The organism is Bordetella genomosp. 5 (genome assembly GCF_002261315.1).
In the GTDB taxonomy this organism is placed as follows: domain Bacteria; phylum Pseudomonadota; class Gammaproteobacteria; order Burkholderiales; family Burkholderiaceae_B; genus Bordetella.
Window position 1 is genome coordinate 13660 of record NZ_NEVP01000010.1, and the last position, 22180, is coordinate 35839.

Sequence of the window (22180 nt, forward strand, 5' to 3'; positions counted from 1 at the left end):
ACCTCGGTGGGGCGATTGCATTCGAGGCGCGGCCGGCGAGGCGCGGCCGGCGAGGCGCGGCCGGCCAGGCGCGGCCGGCCAGGCGCGGCTGGCGAGGCGCGGCCGGCCAGGTCTACGCGATCACTGCAGCAGGCTGCGCAGCATCCACGCGTTCTTTTCGTGCACGTCCAGGCGCTGCGTCAGCAGGTCGGCAGTCGGCTGATCGTTGGCGGCATCGGCCTTTTCGAACGCGGCGCGTGCCGTCTTGGCCACGGCTTCGTTGCCCTTGACCAGCAGACGCACCATCTCGAGGGCTTCGGGCACCGACTCGGGCTCGGAGATCGAGGTCAGCTTGCCGAACTCGCGGTACGTGCCGGGCGCGTAGTGACCCAGCGCGCGGATACGTTCGGCGACGGCGTCGAGCGCGCCCCACTCTTCGGTGTACTGCGTCATGAACATGTTGTGCAGCGTGTTGAAGAGCGGACCCGTGACGTTCCAGTGGAAGTTGTGCGTCATCAGGTAGAGCGAGTACGAGTCGGCCAGCAGCTTGGACAGCTCACCGGCGACCGCGGCGCGGTCCTTGTCGGAGATGCCGATGTTGATGCTCAGGGCGCCCGAAGCGGCGGTCGATTTCTTGGACGATTTGGACATGTCTTGCTCCTTCTGAGGGATACATGATCAAGAATACACCGCACATCACGCCATTCGTCATGCGCGGCAAAGCAGGGTCGGCTCGCCTTGCGCGACATCAAATGCCACGCAACACGGGCCGGCACGAACAATCAGGCGGCAGCGCTCTGCTGCGAGGCCGCTTCTTCGCTCAGCATGCGCACGTTGGGCAGGTCGCAGGCATACACGGCCTGCGCCAACGCCTCGATCGCGGCCAGGCGCGGAAAGCTGCGACGCCATGCCAGCACCACGCGCCGCTCCGGCGGCATGCCGGTGAACGGGATGTAGCGCAGCAGGCTCTTGCTTGCCGGGTGCTCCGGCACCGCCGTTACGGGCAGCACCGTCACGCCGATGCCCGCCGCCACCATGTGGCGGATGGTCTCGAGCGACGAGCCCTCGAACGTGCGCTGGATGCCGTCGCTGGAGGCCGAAAAGCGCGAGAGCTCCGGACAGACCTCGAGCACCTGGTCACGGAAGCAGTGACCGCTGCCGAGCAGCAGCATGGTCTGCTGCTTCAGGTCTTGCGCGTCGATGGACTCGCGGTCGGCCCAGGGATGCTCGTGCGGCACGGCCACCACGAACGGCTCGTCGTAGAGAGGCTGCATGACCAAACCGGCCTCGGGCAGCGGCAGCGCCATGATGGCGCAATCGATCTCGCCCTGACGCAGCAGCTCGACCAGCCGGACGGTGAAGTTTTCCTGGAGCAGCAGCGGCATCTGCGGCGTGCGCTCGATCTGCAGCGGCACCAGGCGCGGCAGCAGATAGGGGCCGATGGTGTGGATCACGCCGACGCGCAGCGGGCCGGCCAGCGGGTCGTGGCCCTGCCGCGCGATCTCCTTGATGCTGGCGCTTTCTTCGAGCACTTTCTGGGCCTGGGCCACGATGCGCTGCCCGATCGGCGTCACGCCGACCTCCGCCCCGCCGCGCTCGAAGAGCGTGACGCCGAGCTCGTCTTCGAGCTTGCGGATCGCCACGGAGAGCGTGGGCTGGCTCACGAAACAGGCTTCGGCGGCGCGGCCGAAATGGCGCTCGCGCGCCACGGCCACGATGTACTTGAGTTCGGTCAGGGTCATGCGACCTGCTCCTCGAATTCGGCGCACGCGAGGGCGCGCGCCTGATTTTGCCCGAAAGATGATGTCATGTGCGCAGGAAATCCTCGCGCCCGCGCATCCACCGCGCCAGATGCGCCGCCACCGCGTCCGGCGCCGACTGGCGCAGCCATACCGCCGTGTCGCGCGCCTGCTCGGCCAGCGCCACGTCGCGCTCCAGGTCGGCAAAGCGCAGCAGCGCCATGCCCGACTGACGCGTGCCCAGAAACTCGCCGGGCCCGCGCTGCTCCAGATCGCGGCGCGCGATCTCGAAACCGTCGCCCGTCTCGAACATCGCACGCAGGCGTTCACGCGCGACCTGCGACAGCGGCGTCTGGTAGAGCAGCACGCAGACCGACTCGGCCTCGCCCCGCCCCACCCGGCCACGCAGCTGATGCAGCTGCGCCAGACCGAAGCGTTCGGCGTGCTCGATCACCATCAGCGAGGCGTTCGGCACATCCACGCCCACTTCGATCACGGTCGTGGCCACCAGCAGATCGATCTCGCCCGCACGGAAGGCCTGCATCACCGCGGCCTTCTCGGCCTGCGGCAGCTTGCCGTGGACCAGACCGACGCGCAGGTCCGGCAGCTCTTCCTGCATGGTCTGATAGGTATCAACGGCCGTCTGCAATTGCAGGGCCTCGCTCTCTTCGACCAGCGGACAGACCCAATAGGCCTGGCGTCCCTGGCGGGCGGCCTGCCCGATGCGCGCCAACACTTCTTCGCGGCGGGCATCGGACAGCAGCTTGGTCAGCACCGGCTTGCGGCCCGGTGGCAGTTCGTCGATCACCGACACGTCGAGATCGGCGAAGAAGGTCATCGCGAGCGTGCGCGGAATCGGCGTGGCGCTCATGTTGAGCTGGTGCGGCACGATGAGGCCGGCCTCGCCTTCGCCTTCGCCCTTGCGGGTCAGCGCGAGCCGCTGGCCCACGCCGAAGCGATGCTGCTCGTCCACGATGGACAGCCCCAGGCGATGGAAGATCACGTGATCCTGGATCAGCGCCTGCGTGCCGACCACCAGCTGCACCGAGCCGTCGGCGGCCGCGGCCGCGCCTTCGCGACGCAGTTTGGGCGTCAGGCTGCCGCTCATCCAGGCCAGCTTTACCCCGAGAGGTTCGAGCCAAGCACAGAGCTTGCGATAGTGTTGTTCGGCCAGGATCTCGGTGGGCGCCATCAGCGCCACCTGAAATCCGCGCGAGATCGCCTGTGCCGCGGCCAGCGCGGCCACCACCGTCTTGCCGCTGCCCACATCCCCCTGTAGCAGCCGATGCATCGGAAACGGCTGTGCCATATCGGCCGCGATCTCGGCGACCACGCGCTGCTGGGCGCCCGTGAGCGTGAAGGGCAAGGTCTGGTGCAGCCGCGCGGTCAGTCCCGCGCCCGGCGCCTCGGCCGGCATGGGATGGGCGCGCTTTTCGCGGCGAGCCGCACGCGCGGCGGCCAGCGATAATTGTTGCGCGAGCAACTCATCGAACTTGATCCGGCGCCAGGCCGGATGCGCGCGCTCCATCAGATCGTCTTCGGCGATGCCCGGCGGCGGTGCATGCAGCAGGCGCACGGCGGGTTCGAAGGCCATCAGATCGAGCTTGCGCAACAGCGCCCCCGGCAGCGTATCGCTCAGGTCGGCGCTGGCCAGCGCTTCGCGCACCGCCTTGCGCAGCGTGGGCTGCGGCAGTCCGTCGGTGCTCGGGTACACGGGCGTCAGGGACTCGGGCAGCGAGGTGTCGGCCTGGCTCATGCGCGGATGCACCATCTCGCGGCCGAACAAACCGCCCCGCACTTCGCCGCGCGCGCGCAGCCGCCGGCCGGCCGTGAGCTGCTTCTGCTGACTGGGGTAGAAATTGAGCCAGCGCAGCTGCAGTTCGCCGGTGTCGTCGAAGATCACCGCGGTGAGCTGCTTGCGCGGCCGGTATTGCACTTCGGTGCCGCGGATCTCGCCCTCGACCTGCGCCGAAAACCCCGGCCGCACCGATCCGATCGGCACGACGCGGGTTTCGTCTTCGTAGCGCAGCGGCAGGTGCAGCACGAAATCATCGGCGGTGAGCAGGCCGAGATTGCGCAGCTTGCGCTCGACGTCCGTGAGCTTGCGGGCCGCAGGCGCGGCCGGCCGCGCCGCGGCACCGGCCGCCGCGGCATCGGCCGCCGCGGCATCGGCCGCCGCAGCATCGGCCGCCGCAGCACCGGCCACCGCACCCTCGGGCACGGGCGCCGGCTTGGCACCGGCGGATTTGCGGGACTTGAGCGTCGCCGGCATGTAGCGGCTGGACCGTATGACGTACTGCGCGTGCGGGCCGCTTACAGGACCAGGATCGCCTCGACCTCGAACTGCGCACCCTTGGGCAGGCTGGCCACCCCGATGGTGGAGCGCGCCGGGAACGGCTGCGGAATCAGCTCGGCCATGATGGCATTGGCGGCCGTGAACTTGCTCAGGTCGGTCAGGAACAGCGTGAGCTTCACGATGTCTTCGAGCTTGCCGCCCGCTTCCGTGACCACGGCTTCCATGTTGGCGAACGCCTGGCGCACCTGGGCGTCGAAGTTCTCGGACACCAGGTCACCGGTACCGGGCTCGAGACCGATCTGGCCCGACAGATACACCGTCTTGGTTCCGGTGGTGGCCACGGCTTGCGAGTAGGGGCCAACGGCGGCGGGTGCGGCGTCGGTGTGAATGATCTGCTTGCTCATGGGACACTCCTGCGTGGGCAAAAAGGATGACTATCGAAGTTTAAACAGCAATAGACTTTCGCGAAAGCCCTGCATCGGCCTTCGAACCATCCATTATCACCACAAGACATGCACCGCGCGTGTCACGGACCGGCCTCACCCGCCCCCTCGGACATGGGATGCGCGAGCAGCAGGTCGTGCAGCCCCTGCGCCGCCACCGACAGCGCGCGGCCCTTGCGCCTCACCATATAGAGAGGCCGCGTCAGCGCCCGGCCCGCCAACGGCCGGATCACCAGACCGGGCCGCTGGAAATGGAACAGCGTCATCCCCGGCACCAGGCTCACCCCCACCCCCGCCTGCACCAGCCCCGTCACGGTAGCCAGGTGCTCGACTTCCAGCAGCGGCGGCGGCGCCGCCTCGCCCAGGGCCTGGTCGAGGTGTTTGCGCACGCTGCTGTTGCGGGCCAGCGCGATCCACGGCCAGCGCAGCACGTCGCGCAGCCGCACCGTGGCCTGCTGCGCCAGCGCATGATCGGCGCGGCACACCAGATGAAAGCGGTCGGCATGCAGAAACGCGCTGTCCAGCCCCGACATATCGGCGCGCCGCGACGCGACCGCGAAGTCGACCTCGCCCTGGCTCACCATGTCCAGACAGGGATCCAGCAAGGCATCGCGCAGATGCAGCTCGATGCCGGGATACTCGGCGTGAAAGCGCGCGAGCAGAGGCGGCAGCCAGCCCGCGGCGAGCGAGGGCAAGGCCGCCACCGCCACCCGTCCGCGCCGCCGCGCCGCGTGGTCGCGCAGATCCTCCATCGCCAGCTCCATGTCGGCGAGCAGCCGCCGCGCCGACACCTCGAGCACGCGCGCCTCGGCCGTGAGCTCCACGCGCCGCGTATTGCGGTCGAACAGCCGCACTCCGGCCGCCTCCTCGAGCGTGCGGATCAACGCCGAGAACGCCGGCTGCGTGAGATGGCAGCGCTGCGCGGCGCGCGTGAAATGGCGTTCTTCGACGAGCGCGACAAAGGCGCGCAGCTGGCGGGCGGAGAGATTCATCGGCGGCCGATTCATAGATGATTTGGATTAATTCATCTTATCTTTCTATTTTACGCATGATGCCCCCCTGCCTATAGTGCAGACAGAAAGGCGCGCCACGACGCGCGCCGCCACCGCAACACTGGAAGAGACACGCTTCATGCCCGACTCCATCTGCCTGGTCGGCTGCGCCACCGGCTTCTCGGGAGATCGCACCGACGGCGCCCCCGCCGTGGTGCGCACCCTGATCGCCCGGGGCGGCGGCACCCTGATCTTCGAAACGCTCGCCGAGCGCACCCTCGCCCTCGCCCAACTGGCGCGCGGGCAGAACCCCGAGGCCGGCTATGAGCCGCTGCTGGACGAGCTGGTCGCGCCCGTGCTCGCGGATTGCCTGCGGCACGGCATCCGCATCGTGAGCAATTTCGGCGCGGCCAATCCGCCCGCCGCGGCGCGCCGCATCGCCGAGCTGGCGCGTCAACAGGGCCTGCCCGTCCCGCGCATCGCCGTCGTGCATGGCGACCAGCTCGACAGCCCGGCACAGCGCGCCTTGCTGCGCGAGCGCCTGGGCCCGCGCCTGGACGAGGTCGACGTCGTCAGCGCCAACGCCTATCTGGGCGCGACCGACATCGCCGAAGCCTTGCGCGCCGGCGCGCAGATCGTGGTGGCCGGCCGCGTGGCCGACCCCTCGCTGACCCTCGGACCGGCCCTCGCCCATTTCAACTGGCCGGCCGACGCCTGGCCCGAGCTCGGCCGTGCCACCATGGCCGGCCATATGCTCGAATGCGGCACGCAGGTGAGCGGCGGCTATTTCGCCGTGCCGGGCCTGAAAGACGTGCCCGACCTGCACGACGCCGGCTTTCCGATCGCCGAGATCCATGCCGACGGCAGTTTCGTGATCGGCAAGGCCGACGCCACCGGCGGTCGTCTGGATGCCCTCACCGTCAAAGAACAGCTGCTCTACGAAGTGCACGACCCCGCGCGGTATCTCACGCCCGACGTGACGGCCGACCTGAGCGGCGCGCACGTCGAGACCCTCGGCGCCGAGCGCGTGGCCGTGCATGGCATCACCGGGCACGCGCGCCCCGCCGAGCTCAAGGTCAACGTCTGCTATCACGGGGGCTGGCTGGCCGAGGCCGAGATTTCGTATGCGGGCGTGCAGGCCGAGGCGCGCGCGCGGCTGGCCGCCGACATGGTCGGGCGCCGGATCGGCGCCGCCCTGCCCCTGCGCTTCGATCTGATCGGCGCGCTCAGCATCCTGGGCGATGACGCCGGACGTGGCCTGGCCAGCGAGCCCGACCGCCAGCGCCGCGACGTGCGCCTGCGCGTGGCGGGCGAACATGCGGATCGCAAGGTCGCCGAGCGCGTGCTGCGCGAAGTGACGGCGCTCTACACCTGCGGCCCCGCGGGCGGCGGCGGCGTGCGCACCAGTCTGCGTCCGCGGCTGAACATGATGTCGTGCACGATCCCGCGCGAGGCGGTGCCGTCGGGCTGGCGCTGGCTGGAGGATTCCCATGACTGACCGTACCCTCACCGTTCCGCTCTATCGCCTGGCGCACAGCCGCACCGGCGACAAGGGCAACACCTCCAACATCAGCCTGATCGCCTGGGATAGCGCCTGCTATGCCGTCATCCGCGCCGAGGTCACCGAGGCGCGCGTGGCGCAATGGTTCGCCAACCGCGAGCCGGCGCGTGTCACTCGCTACGACCTGCCCGGCCTGGAGGCCATGAACTTCGTGCTCGAAGGCGTGCTCGATGGCGGCGTGAACGATGCGCTCAACCTCGATGCCCACGGCAAGAGCCTCTCTTTCCACCTGCTGGACATGCCGGTGTCCGTGCCCGCCGACCTGGCGGCACGCCTGCCCGACATTCCCGCCCTGCCCCCCGACCCGCCGGCGCCTGCCTGACGGTCACATGTTCGTCCTATAACAACACCCAGGAGACATCCCCATGCGCTACCCCTTGCTCGGCAAGCTCACCACCCTGGCCCTGGCCTGCAGCGCGGGCTTTGCCGCGCCCGCCCTGGCCGCCGACACGTTCCCGACCAAGCCCGTCACGCTGGTCGTGCCCTTCGCCCCGGGCAGCGCCACCGACCAGATCGGCCGCGCCATCGCACAAGGCATCACCGAACAGACCGGCACGCCCGTCGTCATCGAAAACAAGCCGGGCGCCAGCGCCATGATCGGCGCGCAGTATGTTTCGCGGGCCCAGCCCGACGGCTACACGGTGCTGATCACGACCAACACGACGCACGCGGCCAACGAGCACCTCTACAAGTCGCTCTCGTACGACCCCGTGAAGGACTACGCGCCCATCACCCTGCTGGGCAAGGGCGGGCAGATCATGGTCGTGAATCCGAATTCCAAGGCCACCACCGTGCAGCAATTCCTGGAGCAGGCGCGCGCCAATCCGGGCAAGCTGAGCTTCGGCAGCGGCAGCTCGAGCAGCCGCATCGCGGGCGAACTGCTGCAGCAGATGGCCGGCGTGCAACTGCTGCATGTCCCGTACAAGAGCAATCCGCTGGCGGTCACCGATCTGCTGGGCGGCCAGATCGACATGATGATCACCGACACCGCGACCGGCCTGCCGCAGGTCAAGAGCGGCAAGCTGCGCGCGCTCGGCGTCACCGGCACCAAGCGCAGCCCGCTGGCGCCCGACGTGCCCACCATCGCCGAAGCCGGCGTGCCGGGCTACGAGATGGGCTACTGGTTCGCCGCCTATGCGCCGGCCGGCACGCCGGCGCCGGTGGTCAAGCGCCTGCACGAGCTCATGGTCAAGGCCACCGAGAGCAACGCGGCCAAGCAGTTCTACGCGTCGACCGGTACCGACGTGGCCACGTCGACCCCCGAAGAGCTCGCCAAGTTCCAGAAAGAGGAATCGGGCAAGTGGGGCGGCATCATCAAGAAGGCCGGCATCCAGCCCGAGTAAATCCTGGTCTGCCGCGGCGGCTCGCCGCGGCAGACCGGCCGCGCCCGCGCGGGCGCCGCCAGACGTAAAAAAAGCGACCTGTCTGCACAGGTCGCTTTTTTCGTGGCGCGGCCGGTCGATTACTTCTCGACGAAGGCGCGCTCGAACACGTAGTCGCCGGGCTCGCCCACGCCGGGCGAGACCTCGAAACCCCGCTTGTCGAGCATGTCGCGGATGTCGGCCAGCATGTGCGGGCTGCCGCAGATCATGGCGCGGTCGACCGCGGGGTCGAGCGGCGGCAGACCGATGTCTTCGAACAGCTTGCCGTTTTCGACCAGATCCGTGATGCGGCCCTGGTTACGGAACGGCTCGCGCGTGACAGTGGGGTAGTAGATCAGCTTCTCGCGCACGACGTCGCCGAAGAATTCGTTCTGCGGCAGCTCGCGTTCGATGAAGTCGGCATAGGCCAGCTCGCTCACCCAGCGCACGCCGTGCAGCAGCACGACCTTCTCGTAGCGATCGTAGATCTCGGGATCCTTGATGATGCTCATGAAGGGCGCGAGGCCGGTGCCGGTGCCGAAGAGGTACAGGTTCTTGCCGGGGCGCAGATCGTCGGCCACCAGGGTGCCGACGGGTTTGCGGCTCACCAGGATCGTGTCGCCCTCTTTCAGATGCTGCAGGCGCGAGGTCAGCGGGCCGTCCTGGACCTTGATGCTGAAGAATTCGAGGTTCTCTTCGTAGTTGGCGCTGGCGATGCTGTAGGCGCGCATCAGCGGCTTGCCTTCGACTTCCAGGCCGATCATCACGAAATGACCATTGTGAAAGCGCAGCGCGGCGTCGCGCGTGCAGGTGAAGGAGAAGAGAGTGTCGTTCCAGTGGCGCACGCTGAGCACGCGCTCGGTGTTGAAAGCTGCCATGTCGTATTCGAGGGGTTGCGGCACGAGGCCGGAGGGGCGATGGCGGGGCCGTGAAGGCTGGCCCGCAGGCCCTAGGGTTATCCCGATTCTACTCGATCTATCTAAGAATTGCTCTCATTAATCAGTAATACCCTTATAGCGTTTGCGCTGGGTCAAACCCTGGAATCAGGTCCGAAAGTTGGAACGCAAAAGCGCCGCAAGCCCCCGCCCCGCAAGCCTCTCCGACGGCTGAGAATCGTGGGCCTCAGCTGTCAGGAAGTTGAATGAAATCAGCGTTTTCTGGTATTGTCCGGCTCTCAGTTGATAATCATTTACGTTAGCGCAGACCGCGCTGGCGAGCACAGGAGAGACTCACATGTCGACCAAGCGATCCTCGTCCCTTTCGCTGCGTCCCTTGATGGCAGCATTGGCCCTCGCCGGCGCCACCGTCGGTATCGCGCAGACGGCCCACGCGGCCGAGGAAGTGAGCCTCTACACCACCCGCGAACCCAAGCTGATCCAGCCGCTGCTCGACGCCTTCACGAAAGACACCGGCATCAAGGTCAACACCGTGTTCGTCAAGGACGGCCTGCTCGAGCGCGTCAAGGCCGAAGGCGCCAAGTCGCCCGCCGACGTGCTCATGACCGTGGACATCGGCAACCTGGTCGACCTGGTCGACGGCGGCGTGACCCAGTCGATCAAGTCGGACACGCTCAACTCGGTGATTCCCGCCAACCTGCGCGGCGCCGATGGCAAGTGGTACGCCCTGTCGCTGCGCGACCGCGTGCTCTACGTCGAAAAAGACCTGAAGCTCGAGAAATTCAACTACGAAGATCTGGCCGATCCCAAGTGGAAGGGCAAGGTCTGCATCCGCTCGGGCCAGCACCCCTACAACACCGCCATGATCGCCGCGATGATCGCGCACGACGGCGCCGAGGCCACCGAGAAGTGGCTGCGCGGCGTGAAGGCCAACCTGGCCCGCAAGGCCGCCGGTGGCGACCGTGACGTCGCCCGCGACATCCTCGGCGGCATCTGCGACATCGGCCTGGCCAATGCCTATTACGTGGGCCACATGAAAAACGCCGAGCCTGGCACCGACGCGCGCAAGTGGGGCGACGCCATCAAGGTCATCCGCCCGACCTTCGCCAACGACAAGAGCCAGGGCACGCACGTCAACGTGAGCGGCGCCGCCGTGGCTGCCCACGCCCCGCACAAGGCCAATGCCGTCAAGCTGCTCGAATACCTCGTGTCCGAGCCCGCCCAGACGCTGTACGCCCAGGCCAACTACGAGTATCCCGTGCGTCAGGGCGTGAAGCTCGACGCCGTGGTGCAGAGCTTCGGTCCGCTGAAGGTCGACCAACTGCCGGTCGCCGAGATCGCCAAGCATCGCAAGCAGGCCAGCGAGCTGGTCGACAAGGTGGGATTCGACAACTGATGCCCGTGACGCGTCCCGCCTGCGCGGGGCGCGTCATGCAGTGCAGATCGGCAAAGCGGCCTCGTGCCGCTTTTGTGCTTTCCCTACCTGAAGAAGCATGCATATCGAATCGACCGCGAGGGTGCCCGCCCCCGTCCGCTGGTGGCCGCGCCGTTCAGAACGTGGCGCGGGCTGGCTCATCGGCGCCCTGCTGATCGCGCTGGCCGTCGCCGCCCCCATCGCCGCCCTCGTCTGGTGGGCCGCTGACGCCGACCTCGCCCACTGGCAGCACCTGGCGCAGTACGTCCTGCCGCAGGCGCTCGCCAACACCGCGATGCTGCTGGCCGGCGTGGGCGTGCTGGTCACGCTGCTGGGCACCGGCGCCGCCTGGCTGGTCACCGCTTACGAATTCCCGACCCGGCGGATGCTGACCTGGGCGCTGCTGCTGCCGCTGGCCGTACCGACCTATATCATCGCCTTCGCCTACCTCGATCTGCTGCATCCGATCGGCCCGATCCAGGGCGCGATCCGCACTCTGCTGGGCTACGACAGCCCGCGCCAGTTCCGCCTGCCCGACCTGCGCTCGATCTGGGGCGCGATCTTCGTGCTGGGCTTCGTGCTCTACCCCTACGTCTACCTGAGCACGCGCGTGATGTTCATGACGCAGGCCGCCAGCCTGCTCGAGGCCGCGCGCTCGCTGGGCGCCGGCCGCGTCGGCGTCTTCGTGCGGGTGGCGCTGCCGCTCGCCCGCCCCGCCATCGCCGTGGGCGTGAGCCTGGCGCTGCTCGAAACGCTCAACGACATCGGCGCCTCCGAATTCCTCGGCGTGCAGACGCTCACCGTGTCGGTCTACACCACCTGGGTCACGCGCTCCGACCTGGCGGGCGCGGCCCAGATCGCGCTCACCATGCTGCTGTTCGTGGTCGCGCTGATCCTGCTCGAACGCCAGGGCCGCAAGCGCCAGCGCTATGCCAACACCCAGCGCATGCGGCCGATGCAGCCGCGCCGTCTGCGCGGCGTGCATGCCGTGCTCGCCATCGTGCTGGGCTGGATCCCGGTGTTGCTGGGCTTCGTGGCGCCCGCGGCCTATCTGGTCTGGGAAACCTACAAGCGCCTGCATCTGGTGGGCGGGGTCTCGGGGCAGTTGCTCACCGGCCTGCAGAACACGCTCATCATCGCCACGGCCGCCACGGTCATCACGCTCGTCTGCGGCCTGATCGTGGCCTGGGCCGGCCGCACGCTGCGCGAAAGCGCCCGCTTCAACCCGGGCCGCATGTGCGCCCGCGTGGCGAGCCTGGGCTACGCCGTGCCGGGCACCGTGCTCGCCATAGGCCTGCTCACGCCGTTCACCTGGATCGACCGCGCCGCGGGTGGCCTGTTCGGCTTCGAGGGCATGCTGCTGATGGGCAGCATGGGCGCGCTGGTCTGCGCCTATACCATCCGCTTTCTCGCGATCTCCACCGGTGGCATCGAGGCCGGCCTGGCGCGCATTCCGGCCTCGCTCGAACAGGCGTCGCGGCTGCTGGGCGAAACGCCCGCCGGCACGCTGCGCCGCGTGCACCTGCCGCTGTTGCGCCCGGCCCTGGCCGCGGCCGCCCTGCTGGTGTTCGTGGACACCATGAAAGAGCTGCCCGCCACCCTGCTGTTGCGGCCGATGAATTTCGACACGCTGGCCACCTGGCTGTACGCCGAAGCCGCGCGCGGCACCTACGAAGAAGGCGCGGTCGCGGCCCTGGCCATCGTGCTGGCCGGACTCCTGCCCGTGATCCTGCTGGCGCGCACGAACCTGAAGATGGGACATTGAGATGTCGTCCGACCTGCTACAAATTTCGAACATCGCGCTGGGCTACGACACGCCCGCCGGCCTGAAGACCATCGTGAGCGATCTGAGCCTGGGCTTGCCCGCCGGCCACATCGGCTGCCTGCTGGGCGAATCCGGCTGCGGCAAGACCACCGTGCTGCGCAGCATCGCCGGTTTCGAGCCGGTGCGCGCCGGCCACATCGCGCTGGCCGGACGCGTGCTGTCCTCGCCCACCGAGCAGGTGGCGCCCGAACGCCGCAACGTCGGCATGATGTTCCAGGACTACGCGCTGTTCCCGCATCTCACGGTGAGCGAGAACGTGGCCTTCGGCCTGCGCAAGCTGGAGCGCGCCGCGCGGTCCGAGCGCGTCACCGAGATGCTCGAGCTCGTGGGCCTGGGGCATGTGGCGGGCAGCTATCCGCACGAGATCTCCGGCGGCCAGCAGCAGCGGGTGGCCCTGGCGCGCGCGCTGGCGCCCTCGCCCGAGCTGCTGCTGCTCGACGAGCCCTTCTCCAATCTCGACGTGGACACGCGCGAACGCCTCGCCTTCGAGGTGCGCGACATCCTCAAGAAGACCGGCCACACCGCCATTCTGGTCACGCACAACCAGGCCGAGGCCTTCGCCATCGCCGATCGGATCGGCATCATGGCCAAGGGCGAGATCGCGCAGTGGGACACGCCCTACAACCTGCGCCATCAACCGGCCAGCGACTTCGTGCGCGACTTCATCCGCCGCGAGGCCCTCGCAGAACAGCGCGAACAGGCCTACGCGCGGGGCCGCTGAGGCAGATCGTTCAGACGCGCGGCGGCGGCAGCGGAATGAACTCGCTCTCGTCGCCCGGCACGACCTGATTGAAGCGGTCGCGCGACCAGTCGTCCTTGGCCTGCTCGATGCGGTCCTTGCTGCTCGACACGAAGTTCCACCAGATAAAGCGCGGGCCATCGAGCGGCTCGCCGCCCAACACCGCGAAGCGCGCTTCGGTGAGCGCCTTCACGGTGACCGGACAGCCGGGCTTGAACACCACCAGACGGCCCGGCTCGAACACCAGTCCATCGACCTCGATCGTGCCCTGCACCAGATAGGCGGCGCGCTCCTCGTACTCCGCGTCGAGCTGCACCTGCGAACCGGCGCGCATCTGCACGTCGCCGTAGAACAGCGGCGACAGGGTCTTGACCGACGAGGTCTTGCCGAACAGCGTACCGGCCACCACCTGCGTGCGCACGCCCTCGCCTTCGACGATGGGTTGCGCGTCCAGGCCGTAGTGCGTGAAACCCGGATCGGTCTCTTCGTGCTGGCGCGGCAGGGCCACCCAGGTCTGCAGGCCGTAGAGCCGCTGCGGACCCTTGCGCGCCTCTTCCGAGGAACGCTCGGAGTGGACGATGCCGCGGCCGGCGGTCATCCAGTTCACTTCTCCCGGCGAGATCAGCTGCGTGTGGCCCGCGCTGTCGCGGTGCATGATGCCGCCCTCGTACAGGTAGGTCACGGTCTCGAGGCCGATGTGGGGGTGCGGCCGCACGTCCATCCCGGTGTTCGCGGGGAACAGGGCCGGACCCATTTCATCGAGAAACACGAACGCACCGACCGAGCGGCGCTGGGCCGACGGCAATGCACGCTTCACCTCGAAATCGCCCAGGTCGCTGGTGCGGGGCACGACGACCGTATCGACGGCGCTGGAGGGTTCGGAATGGGACAGATCGGACATGAGACACCTGAGTCGGAGGTAGGAAGAGTTGGGCAAGGCGCCCGGACAGGCAAGAGCGAAGGCGGCGCGGGACTCGGCGCGGCGCGCCCGGCTCGAGGCCGGGGCGCGCCACGCATCCCACTTTACGGCAAGTCGAACACCAGCACTTCGGCGGCATCGCCGTGTTCGATGCGCACACTGGCTTCGCCATCGAGCGCCACGGCGTCGCCGGCTTGCAGCACCTGACCATTGACGGTCACGTTACCGCGGGCCAGATGCACCCAGGCCTTGCGGCCCGCCGCCAGCGGCAGCTCGGCGGTTTCGGCGCCATCGAACAGGCCGGCGTACAGACGCGCGTCCTGGTGAATGCGCATCGAGCCGTCGGCGCCGTCCGGCGAAATCACCTGCACCAGCTTGCCGCGCTTGTCCTCGGCGGAGTACGACTTTTGATCGTACTCGGGCTCGATGCCCGTCACGTCGGGCTGAATCCAGATCTGCAGCATGTGCGTACCGGCGTCGGGCTGCGGGTTGAACTCCGAATGCAGCACGCCGCGGCCGGCGCTCATGCGTTGCACATCGCCCGGGCGCACCGTCGAGCCGGTGCCCATGCTGTCCTTGTGCGCCACCGCGCCGTCCAGCACGTAGGTGATGATTTCCATGTCGCGATGGCCGTGCGTGCCGAAGCCGCGGCCGGCCGCGATGCGGTCGTCGTTGATCACGCGCAGCGGGCCAAAACCCATGTGCTCGGGATCGTAGTAGTTGGCGAACGAAAACGTGTGCCAAGAATCCAGCCAGCCATGGTTGGCGTGTCCTCGATCGGCGGCGGGGCGAAGGGTGATCATGGTGTACTCCTGGTTTCGATTTGATGAACGATCTGTTGTCGGATGCCAGTCCAGCCTATTCCGTCTGGCGCTCCGGTGTCGTTCACCGGATGAATCACATTCTGCGCGCCGGGCCCGGCATTGAGGTGGCGTGGATTTGATGAGATCATTCAAATTAATTGAATGATCCCAGGCCTCCCTCGATGAACAGCCCCTTCCGCCCGTCCCCGGCCGCCCCCGACATCACCTCGATCACCCCGGAGCTGCTCGCCATGGTCGACGCCATCGCGCGCCACGGCAGCTTCGCCCGCGCGGCCCGCGAGCTGGGCAAGGTGCCCTCCGCCGTCACCTACGCGGTGCGCAAGCTCGAGGACGGCCTGGACGTGCTGCTGTTCGACCGCTCCGGGCACAAGGCGCGGCTCACCGAAGCCGGCCAGACCTTGCTCGACGATGGCCGCGTGGTGCTGCAGTCGCTGGATGATCTGGCCTGCCGCGTCAAGCGCGTGGCCACCGGCTGGGAGGTAGAGCTGCGCATCGCCGTCAGCGCCGTGCTGCCGCTGGAGCCGCTCTACGACCTGATGCGGGAGTTTGAATCGGTGGCGAGCGCCACCACGCTGCGCTTCTCCACCGAGGTACTGAGCGGCAACTGGGATGCGCTCATGTCCAACCGGGCCGACCTCGTGATCGGCGCCGACGCGGCCGCCGCGCCCGCGGGGGCCTATCGCAGCCAGCCCATGGGCGATACGCAGTTCGGCTTTTGCGTGGCCCCGCATCATCCGCTCGCCCGCCTGGACCGCCCGCTCACGCCGCAGGACATCGCCGCGCACTGCGTCATCGTGGTGGCCGACACCTCGCGCAACCTGCCGCCGCGCACGCGGGGCGTGCTGCAGAACCAGGCCATGATCGTGATGCCCACCATGGAGGCCAAGATCGAAGCGCAGATGCGCGGCCTGGGCTGCGGCCACCTGCCGCTCACGCTGGCCGCCCCGTACATCACCCAGGGCAGACTCGTGGTGTGCCCCACGTCGGATGTGATCCCGCTCACCGAACACGTCGTGTACGCGTGGCGCCCCGAAGCGGCCGGGCAGGCGCTCAAGTGGTGGCTGGAGCGGCTGCGCTCGCCGCGGCTGTGCGAGTCGCTGCTCGGCGTGCGCGCCGACTAGCCGCGGCCACGGCCGCGGCTAGTCGGCGCACAATGAAAAACCGGCCCATGCGGGCCGGTTCGGGATGCCGGGAAGGCGGTCAGTCGACGCTTGCGCCCGACTCCTGCACGACCTTGGCCCAGCGCGGGATTTCCGAGGCCATCAGCTCGCGCAGCTGCTCGGGCGTGCCGCCCACGAGTTCCATTCCCATGGTCTTGCCCAGGCGCTCCTGCACGTCCGGCTCTTTCAGGATCGCGGCGATCTCCTTGGACAGGTGGTCGACGATGGGCTTGGGCGTGCCCTTCGGGGCGTACACGGCCTGCCACGACGCCACCGAGAAGCCCGGCACGCCGGCCTCGGCCAGCGTGGGTGTGTCGGGCGACAGGGCGATGCGGTTGGGCGTGGTCACGGCGAGCAGCTTGAGCTTGCCCTGCTGCAGCAGCGGCAGCGCGGCCGTCATCTGGTCGAACATGAAGGTCACCGCGCCCGACGACACATCGATCATCGCGGGCGGCGTGCCCTTGTACGGCACGTGCGTGAGCGGCACGCCGATGGTGCGGGCGAACAGCTCGCCGGTCAGATGGGTGGAGGTGCCGGCGCCGGACGACGCGAAGGTGCGCTTGGTGGGGTCGCGCTTGAGCAGCGCGATCAGGTCCTGCACCGAGTTCACGTTGAGATTGGGATCGACGAGCAGCACGTTCGGCAGCGTGGCGACCAGCGACACGGGCTCGAAGTCCTTCACGGGATCGTACTTGAGGCTTTTGTACAGACTGGCGTTGATCGCGTGCGTGCTGATGGTGCCGCCGAACAGCGTGTAGCCGTCGGGCGGCGCCTTGGCCACGTAGGTCGCGCCGATGCCGCCGGCCGCGCCGGGCTTGTTCTCGACCACCACGCTCTGGCCCAGGCGCTCGCCCAGCTTCTGCGCGATCACACGGCCCACCACGTCGGTCGAGCCGCCCACGGTGAACGGCACGACATAGGAAATCGGCTTCTGGCTCGGCCAGTCGGCGGCCTGCGCCGCGCCGAAAGCCAGGGCGGCGCCGGCCGTCGCGACGGCCACGACGGCGCGCGCAACCGGGTTGCGTAAAGAGTTCATGCTTGTCTCCTGCCTTCTCGATGAGCCCGGCGCCCGCGATGGGACGCCGGACGAGCTGGACGCGGCGGGCTTATGTCTGCCCGCCTGCCTCCGATGACGCCGGCGCACTGCCGCCCGCGTATATGAAGCCTCGCGCTAGCGGCCCTTCTGCTGGCGCCAGGCGGCGAAACGCTCGCGCGTGCCCGGTTCGGTGGGCGGGTACAGGCCCAGGATGGACGCGCCGCCCTGCACTTCTTCCGTCACGAAGTCTTCGAAGGCGGTCATTTCGACGGCTTCGGCCGCGATCTCGTCGGCCAGATGCGCGGGAATCACGACCACGCCTTCGCGGTCGCCCACCATCACATCGCCCGGAAACACCGCCACGTCGCCGCAACCGATCGGCACGTTGATGTCGAGCGCCTGATGCAGCGTGAGATTGGTCGGGGCCGAGGGACGCTGATGATAGGCCGCGATGCCGAGCTCGGCGATCTCGGGCGAATCGCGGAAGCCACCGTCGGTGATCACGCCGACGACGCCACGCTTCATCAGGCGGGTGACGAGAATCGAGCCCGCGGAAGCCGCGCGCGCATCCTTGCGGCTGTCGATCACCATGACCGCGCCCTCGGGGCAGGTCTCGACGGCGAGGCGTTGCGGATGGCTGCGGTCTTCGAACACCTTGATCGAGTTCAGATCTTCGCGCGCCGGGATGTAGCGCAGCGTGAAGGCCTCGCCCACCATATTGGGCTGGTTCGGATTGAGCGGATGCACGTCCTGGATGAACTGGTTGCGCAGACCGCGCTTGAAGAGCGCGGTGCACAGCGTGGCGGTGCTCACGCCCAAGAGGCGCTTGCGGGTATCGGGGTTGAGCTTGGACAAGGCGAATCTCCGGTGAAAGGGGGCGATGCGAGGCGCGACGCGCCGAGGTGCGGCTGGCGGTGCGGGGCGCGGGATGCGTCGCGGGGGCCGGGCCGAGGCGCCAGCCCCCGCGGGGATCAGAAGATGTCGGGTTCCGGCACGGGCGCGCCGAAATCGGTTTCGAGAAAATCGAAGTCGCAGCCGTCGTTGGCCTGCAGAATGTGTTGCGAGTACATCCAGCCATAGCCGCGCTCGTAGCGCTTGGGCGGCGGCGTCCAGGCGGCGCGGCGGGCGGCGAGCTCTTCGTCGCTCACGTTCACGTGGATGGTGCGGGCGGGCACGTCGACCGTGATCAGGTCGCCGGTGCGCACCAGCGCCAGCGGACCGCCGATATAGGCTTCGGGCGAGGCGTGCAGAATGCAGGCGCCGTAGCTGGTGCCGCTCATGCGCGCATCCGACAGACGCAGCATGTCGCGCACGCCCTGCTTCACGAGCTTGGTCGGGATCGGCAGCATGCCCCACTCCGGCATGCCCGGGCCACCCTGCGGCCCCGCATTGCGCAGAATCATGATGTGGTCGGCGGTGACGTCGAGATTCTCGTCGTCGACCGCGGCCTTCATGCTGGGATAGTCGTCGAACACCAGCGCGGGCCCGGTGTGCTGCAGGAACTGCGGCGCGCAGGCGCTCGGCTTGATGACGCAGCCGTCGGGCGCGATGTTGCCACGCAGGACCGCCAGCGCGCCCTCGTCGTAGATGGCGTTGTCCAGCGGCCGGATCACGTCGTCGTTGTAGACCTGCGCGCCGGCGATGTTTTCGCCGATCGACTTGCCGGTCACGGTGAGCGGGCTGCGATCGAGATGCTCGCCCAGACGCTCCATCAGCGCCGTCAGACCGCCGGCGTAATAGAAGTCTTCCATCAGGTAGGTGTCGCCACTGGGCCGGATGTTGGCGATCACCGGCACCTTGCGGCTGGCCGCGTCGAAGTCGTCGAGCGTGACCTGGCAGCCGGCACGGCGCGACATGGCGACCAGGTGCACGATGGCATTGGTGGAGCAACCCATCGCCATGGCCACGTTGATGGCGTTCTTGAACGAGGCGGTGGTGAGGATCTTCTGCGGCGTGAGGTCTTCCCAGACCATCTCCACGGCGCGGCGACCGCACTCGGCCGACATGCGCATGTGGTTCACGTCGGCCGCCGGAATCGACGAGGCGCCCGGCAGCGTCATGCCGATGGCCTCGGCGATGGCGGTCATGGTGCTGGCGGTGCCCATGGTCATGCAGGTGCCGTAGCTGCGGGCGATGCCGCCCTCGACTTCGGTCCATTCGGCCTTGCTGATGTTGCCGGCGCGGCGCTCGTCCCAGAGCTTCCAGGCATCCGAACCGGAACCGAGAATCTTGCCCTTCCAGTTGCCACGCAGCATCGGGCCGGCGGGCACGTAGACGCAGGGGAGATTGGCGCTGATGGCGCCCATGATGAGCCCGGGGGTGGTCTTGTCGCAGCCGCCCATGAGCACTGCGCCATCGACCGGATGGCTGCGCAGCAGCTCCTCGGTTTCCATGGCGAGGAAGTTGCGATAGAGCATCGTGGTGGGTTTGACGAACGACTCGGACACCGAGATCGCCGGAAGCTCCACCGGGAATCCGCCCGCCTGGAACACGCCGCGCTTCACGTCGTCGACGCGCTGCTTGAAGTGGCTGTGACAGGGGTTCAGATCGGACCAGGTGTTGATGATCGCGATCATCGGCCGGTCGACCCAGTCTTCGGGCGCATAACCCATCTGCATCATGCGTGAACGATGACCAAACGAACGCAGGTCGTCCTTGGCCATCCAACGCGCGCTACGCAGGCTCTCGTAACTCCGCTTCATTGCTGTCTCCATGGTGCCGGGTGCGCCGGTCTGTTCCGGGATTGCACCGGCTATGCAGAAGATTGAAACACTAATATATTAGTATGTCAACGAAGTGCCGACCGGTAAAATCCCTAGGCCGGCGCGCTTCCGCGGCCCTTCTGGCGACACGCCGGAGGGTCGTGCAATACCTCGTGGCTCTATCCTGGCTACCGCACTTTTTCGCCCATGAATCTCGCCGACGTCCTGCCCGTGCTCAACCTCGACCGCTCGCGCCATGCCGCGCCGCAGGTCTTCGAAAAGCTGCGCGACCTGATCGTATCGCTGGAGCTCAAACCGGGCACGGTGCTGGCCCGGCCGGAGCTCGCCGAGGCCTTCGGTCTGTCGCAGACGCCGATCCGCGACGCCCTCATGCGGCTGTCCGAGGCCGGCCTGGTCGACATCTTTCCGCAGCACACCACCGTGGTCAGCCGCATCGATGTGGCTGCCGCCCGCGAGGCGCATTTTCTGCGCCGTTCGCTCGAGCTCGAAATCGTCAACCTGCTGGCCCAGCGCGACGACCCGGCGCTGATCGCCCGCCTGCAACTGCACATCGACGCGCAGCAGGCCGCGCGCCGCGCCGACGACTACCCGCGTTTCATCGCCGCCGATCAGGCGTTTCACCGCGACATGCACGAGGCCGCCGGCGTGGCCGGCCTCTGGGACCTGGAACAGCGCTACAGCGGCCATGTCGACCGCCTGCGCCGCCTGCACCTGCCCGAAACGGGCAAGGCCGAGCGCATCCTCGACGACCATCAGCGCATCCTGGACCGCATCGCGGCGCACGATGCCACGGGCGCGCAGCAGGCGCTGCGCGAGCATCTGTCGGGCACGCTGAGCCAGGTCGAAGAGATCTGTCAGCGCTATCCGGATTACGTCAGGCTGGCGTAGCGCGGCTCGCGGGTCCCGCACCGCGCATCACGGATCGCGCATCACGGATCGCGCACCGCGCATCGCGGATCGCGCATCGCGCATCGCGCATCGCGGATGACGCACCGCGCATCGCGCGCGGCCGGGCTTGCCAGACACGCCCTGCCGCCCCGCCTAGCGCTTGTAGGCCGGCGCCGGCAACGCCACGGGCTTCGGATTCAGCGCCACCCAGGCCACCGCCAGTTCGCAGAGCCGGAACGTATCGCCGTCCTTGCGCTTGACCTCGGCAACGAGGGTGGCCGCCTCGTCGCGCTGCGCCGCCGGCAGCGCCGCGCCCGAGCCCAGATGCACGAGCAGCGCATCCGCCATGGCGCGGAAATCCGCGCCCCAGTTCACCCCGCCGTTGCCGTAAAGCTCGCGATGGATCTTGCCCGTGACGCGGATCACCTCGCCCTGCACCGTGGCCGCGGCACCGCTCGACGGCACCAGCAACTCCCACAGTTCCTGATGCTGGTCTTCCCACGTGCCCGCGCGCGCGACGATCGGCGTCTTGCCGTCGTGCAACACGCGGCGCGGCACCGGCGGCACGTCGAACAGCGCGTAGAGCCGATCCAGCGCCGCGCTGGTTTCCGCCACCGAATCGGGATCGAAATTGGCGCGATGAAACTCGAAGTTTTCGCCGAGCCGGGTCACGAAATCCGTCATGCGCGGCGTGCGGGCGGCGCCGGCGTCGAGCAGCACGCAGGCCACCTCGGCCATGCCGCACAACTGCGTATTGCTGCAACGCTGCAGCGCATACTCGAGCGGCGTAAGCCGTTGCGCATTCAGCGCGTCGACCCTGGCGCCCCGCGCCAGCAGCAGCCGGGCATTGGCCGCGTTACCCACGCCCGCGGCCTCCTGGAGCGGCGTGCCGCGCGCCCCCTCGCCCGCATTCACGTCCGCGCCCAGATCCAGCAGCACCTCGATCCTGCCCTGCCAATGGCCGGCCCGCGCATGCAGCGGCGTCTCGCCGTAACTGTCGACCGCGCCGATGTCGGCGCCCTGCTCCACCAGCCAGCGCACCAGCGCATCCGGAAAGTCGTTGAACGCCAGCGCCGTCTGCTTGCTGTAGCCACCGCGCGCATCGAGCGCGCAGGTCTCGAATACCGCTTTGAGCGCCTCGTGGTCACCCGCCTCGAGCAGTTCGTCGAAATTCTTGGGCAGCAGTTTCTTCTTCGCCTTGGCCATGCGCGTGGATCTCCAGACTGGCGCCGGCATCGCGCCGGCTCGGGGCCAGAGCGTAAACCGCGACGCACGCGCATCGTTGTCAGTTTGAAACGGCGTGTGAGCGGCTGGATCGGGTGCGCGTCCAAGAAAAATCCCCCCAACGCCCGGCGCTGGGGGGATCGTTCCGGGCGGCGCTTTGC

20 protein-coding genes are annotated in these 22180 nt (G+C 68.2%); 8 read left to right on the forward strand and 12 right to left on the reverse strand.

Features of this window, described 5'->3' with window-relative positions; translation table 11 throughout:
- Positions 1–120: 120 nt before the first annotated feature.
- From CAL25_RS15560 to CAL25_RS15580, 5 genes are all read right to left on the reverse strand, one after another.
- Positions 121–630, reverse strand: a complete 510-nt coding sequence (locus tag CAL25_RS15560; protein ID WP_094801633.1) for a Dps family protein — start codon at positions 628–630, stop codon at positions 121–123.
- A gap of 131 nt (positions 631–761) precedes the next feature.
- Positions 762–1721, reverse strand: a complete 960-nt coding sequence (locus CAL25_RS15565; protein WP_094801635.1) for a LysR substrate-binding domain-containing protein — start codon at positions 1719–1721, stop codon at positions 762–764.
- Between the two features lie 64 nt (positions 1722–1785).
- Entirely contained in the window at positions 1786–3990 is a 2205-nt protein-coding gene (gene recG / locus CAL25_RS15570; RefSeq protein WP_249279113.1) for an ATP-dependent DNA helicase RecG, read from the reverse strand.
- Between the two features lie 41 nt (positions 3991–4031).
- Positions 4032–4418, reverse strand: coding sequence for a Rid family detoxifying hydrolase (locus CAL25_RS15575; protein WP_094801637.1), 387 nt, complete (start codon positions 4416–4418; stop codon positions 4032–4034).
- A 122-nt stretch (positions 4419–4540) separates the two neighbouring features.
- Positions 4541–5449, reverse strand: coding sequence for a LysR family transcriptional regulator (locus CAL25_RS15580; RefSeq protein ID WP_094801639.1), 909 nt, complete (start codon positions 5447–5449; stop codon positions 4541–4543).
- A 139-nt stretch (positions 5450–5588) separates the two neighbouring features.
- Between CAL25_RS15580 and CAL25_RS15585 the strand changes: the two genes are divergently transcribed.
- The 3 genes from CAL25_RS15585 to CAL25_RS15595 are packed head-to-tail and all read left to right on the forward strand — an operon-like array spanning position 5589 to position 8353.
- A complete protein-coding gene (locus tag CAL25_RS15585) occupies positions 5589–6947 on the forward strand; it encodes an acyclic terpene utilization AtuA family protein (RefSeq protein WP_094801641.1) in 1359 nt (452 codons plus the stop codon).
- Positions 6940–7332 (forward strand): AtuA-related protein, encoded by a 393-nt coding sequence (locus tag CAL25_RS15590; protein WP_094801643.1) that lies wholly within the window; start codon positions 6940–6942, stop codon positions 7330–7332. The genes CAL25_RS15585 and CAL25_RS15590 overlap by 8 nt, the downstream gene beginning before the upstream one ends.
- Positions 7333–7375: 43 nt before the next feature.
- Entirely contained in the window at positions 7376–8353 is a 978-nt protein-coding gene (locus tag CAL25_RS15595; protein ID WP_094801645.1) for a Bug family tripartite tricarboxylate transporter substrate binding protein, read from the forward strand.
- Positions 8354–8472: 119 nt separating this feature from the next.
- On the opposite strand, the gene CAL25_RS15600 is transcribed toward CAL25_RS15595, so the two are convergent.
- Complete coding sequence (locus CAL25_RS15600) at positions 8473–9249, reverse strand: ferredoxin--NADP reductase (RefSeq protein ID WP_094801647.1); 777 nt, start codon at positions 9247–9249, stop codon at positions 8473–8475.
- Positions 9250–9604: 355 nt separating this feature from the next.
- Between CAL25_RS15600 and CAL25_RS15605 the strand changes: the two genes are divergently transcribed.
- From CAL25_RS15605 to CAL25_RS15615, 3 genes are all read left to right on the forward strand, one after another.
- The gene (locus tag CAL25_RS15605) at positions 9605–10663 is read left to right on the forward strand and encodes a Fe(3+) ABC transporter substrate-binding protein (RefSeq protein ID WP_094801649.1); all 1059 of its coding nucleotides are present in this window, start codon (positions 9605–9607) and stop codon (positions 10661–10663) included.
- Between the two features lie 97 nt (positions 10664–10760).
- A complete protein-coding gene (locus CAL25_RS15610) occupies positions 10761–12446 on the forward strand; it encodes an ABC transporter permease (protein ID WP_094801651.1) in 1686 nt (561 codons plus the stop codon).
- Position 12447: 1 nt separating this feature from the next.
- Positions 12448–13227, forward strand: coding sequence for an ABC transporter ATP-binding protein (locus CAL25_RS15615; protein WP_094801653.1), 780 nt, complete (start codon positions 12448–12450; stop codon positions 13225–13227).
- A 10-nt stretch (positions 13228–13237) separates the two neighbouring features.
- Here the strand turns inward: CAL25_RS15615 and CAL25_RS15620 are convergent, their stop codons facing one another.
- Together CAL25_RS15620 and CAL25_RS15625 are read right to left on the reverse strand one after the other, a co-directional pair.
- A complete protein-coding gene (locus CAL25_RS15620) occupies positions 13238–14146 on the reverse strand; it encodes a pirin family protein (RefSeq protein WP_094801655.1) in 909 nt (302 codons plus the stop codon).
- Positions 14147–14268: 122 nt separating this feature from the next.
- The gene (locus CAL25_RS15625) at positions 14269–14967 is read right to left on the reverse strand and encodes a pirin family protein (RefSeq protein ID WP_094801657.1); all 699 of its coding nucleotides are present in this window, start codon (positions 14965–14967) and stop codon (positions 14269–14271) included.
- A gap of 182 nt (positions 14968–15149) precedes the next feature.
- On the opposite strand from CAL25_RS15625, the gene CAL25_RS15630 reads away from it, so the two are divergent.
- On the forward strand, positions 15150–16109 hold the full coding sequence (locus tag CAL25_RS15630; protein WP_094801659.1) for a LysR family transcriptional regulator: 960 nt from the start codon (positions 15150–15152) through the stop codon (positions 16107–16109).
- A 79-nt stretch (positions 16110–16188) separates the two neighbouring features.
- On the opposite strand, the gene CAL25_RS15635 is transcribed toward CAL25_RS15630, so the two are convergent.
- From CAL25_RS15635 to araD, 3 genes are all read right to left on the reverse strand, one after another.
- Positions 16189–17184, reverse strand: a complete 996-nt coding sequence (locus CAL25_RS15635; RefSeq protein ID WP_094801661.1) for a Bug family tripartite tricarboxylate transporter substrate binding protein — start codon at positions 17182–17184, stop codon at positions 16189–16191.
- Between the two features lie 135 nt (positions 17185–17319).
- A complete protein-coding gene (locus CAL25_RS15640) occupies positions 17320–18039 on the reverse strand; it encodes a ribonuclease activity regulator RraA (RefSeq protein ID WP_094801663.1) in 720 nt (239 codons plus the stop codon).
- Positions 18040–18155: 116 nt separating this feature from the next.
- Positions 18156–19886 (reverse strand): L-arabinonate dehydratase, encoded by a 1731-nt coding sequence (araD, locus tag CAL25_RS15645; RefSeq protein ID WP_094801665.1) that lies wholly within the window; start codon positions 19884–19886, stop codon positions 18156–18158.
- Positions 19887–20093: 207 nt separating this feature from the next.
- Here araD and CAL25_RS15650 point away from each other — a divergent pair, with 207 nt between their 5' ends.
- The gene (locus tag CAL25_RS15650; RefSeq protein WP_094801667.1) at positions 20094–20795 is read left to right on the forward strand and encodes a GntR family transcriptional regulator; all 702 of its coding nucleotides are present in this window, start codon (positions 20094–20096) and stop codon (positions 20793–20795) included.
- Between the two features lie 153 nt (positions 20796–20948).
- On the opposite strand, the gene CAL25_RS15655 is transcribed toward CAL25_RS15650, so the two are convergent.
- Positions 20949–22001 (reverse strand): ankyrin repeat domain-containing protein, encoded by a 1053-nt coding sequence (locus CAL25_RS15655; protein ID WP_094801669.1) that lies wholly within the window; start codon positions 21999–22001, stop codon positions 20949–20951.
- Between the last annotated feature and the right edge of the window lie 179 nt (positions 22002–22180).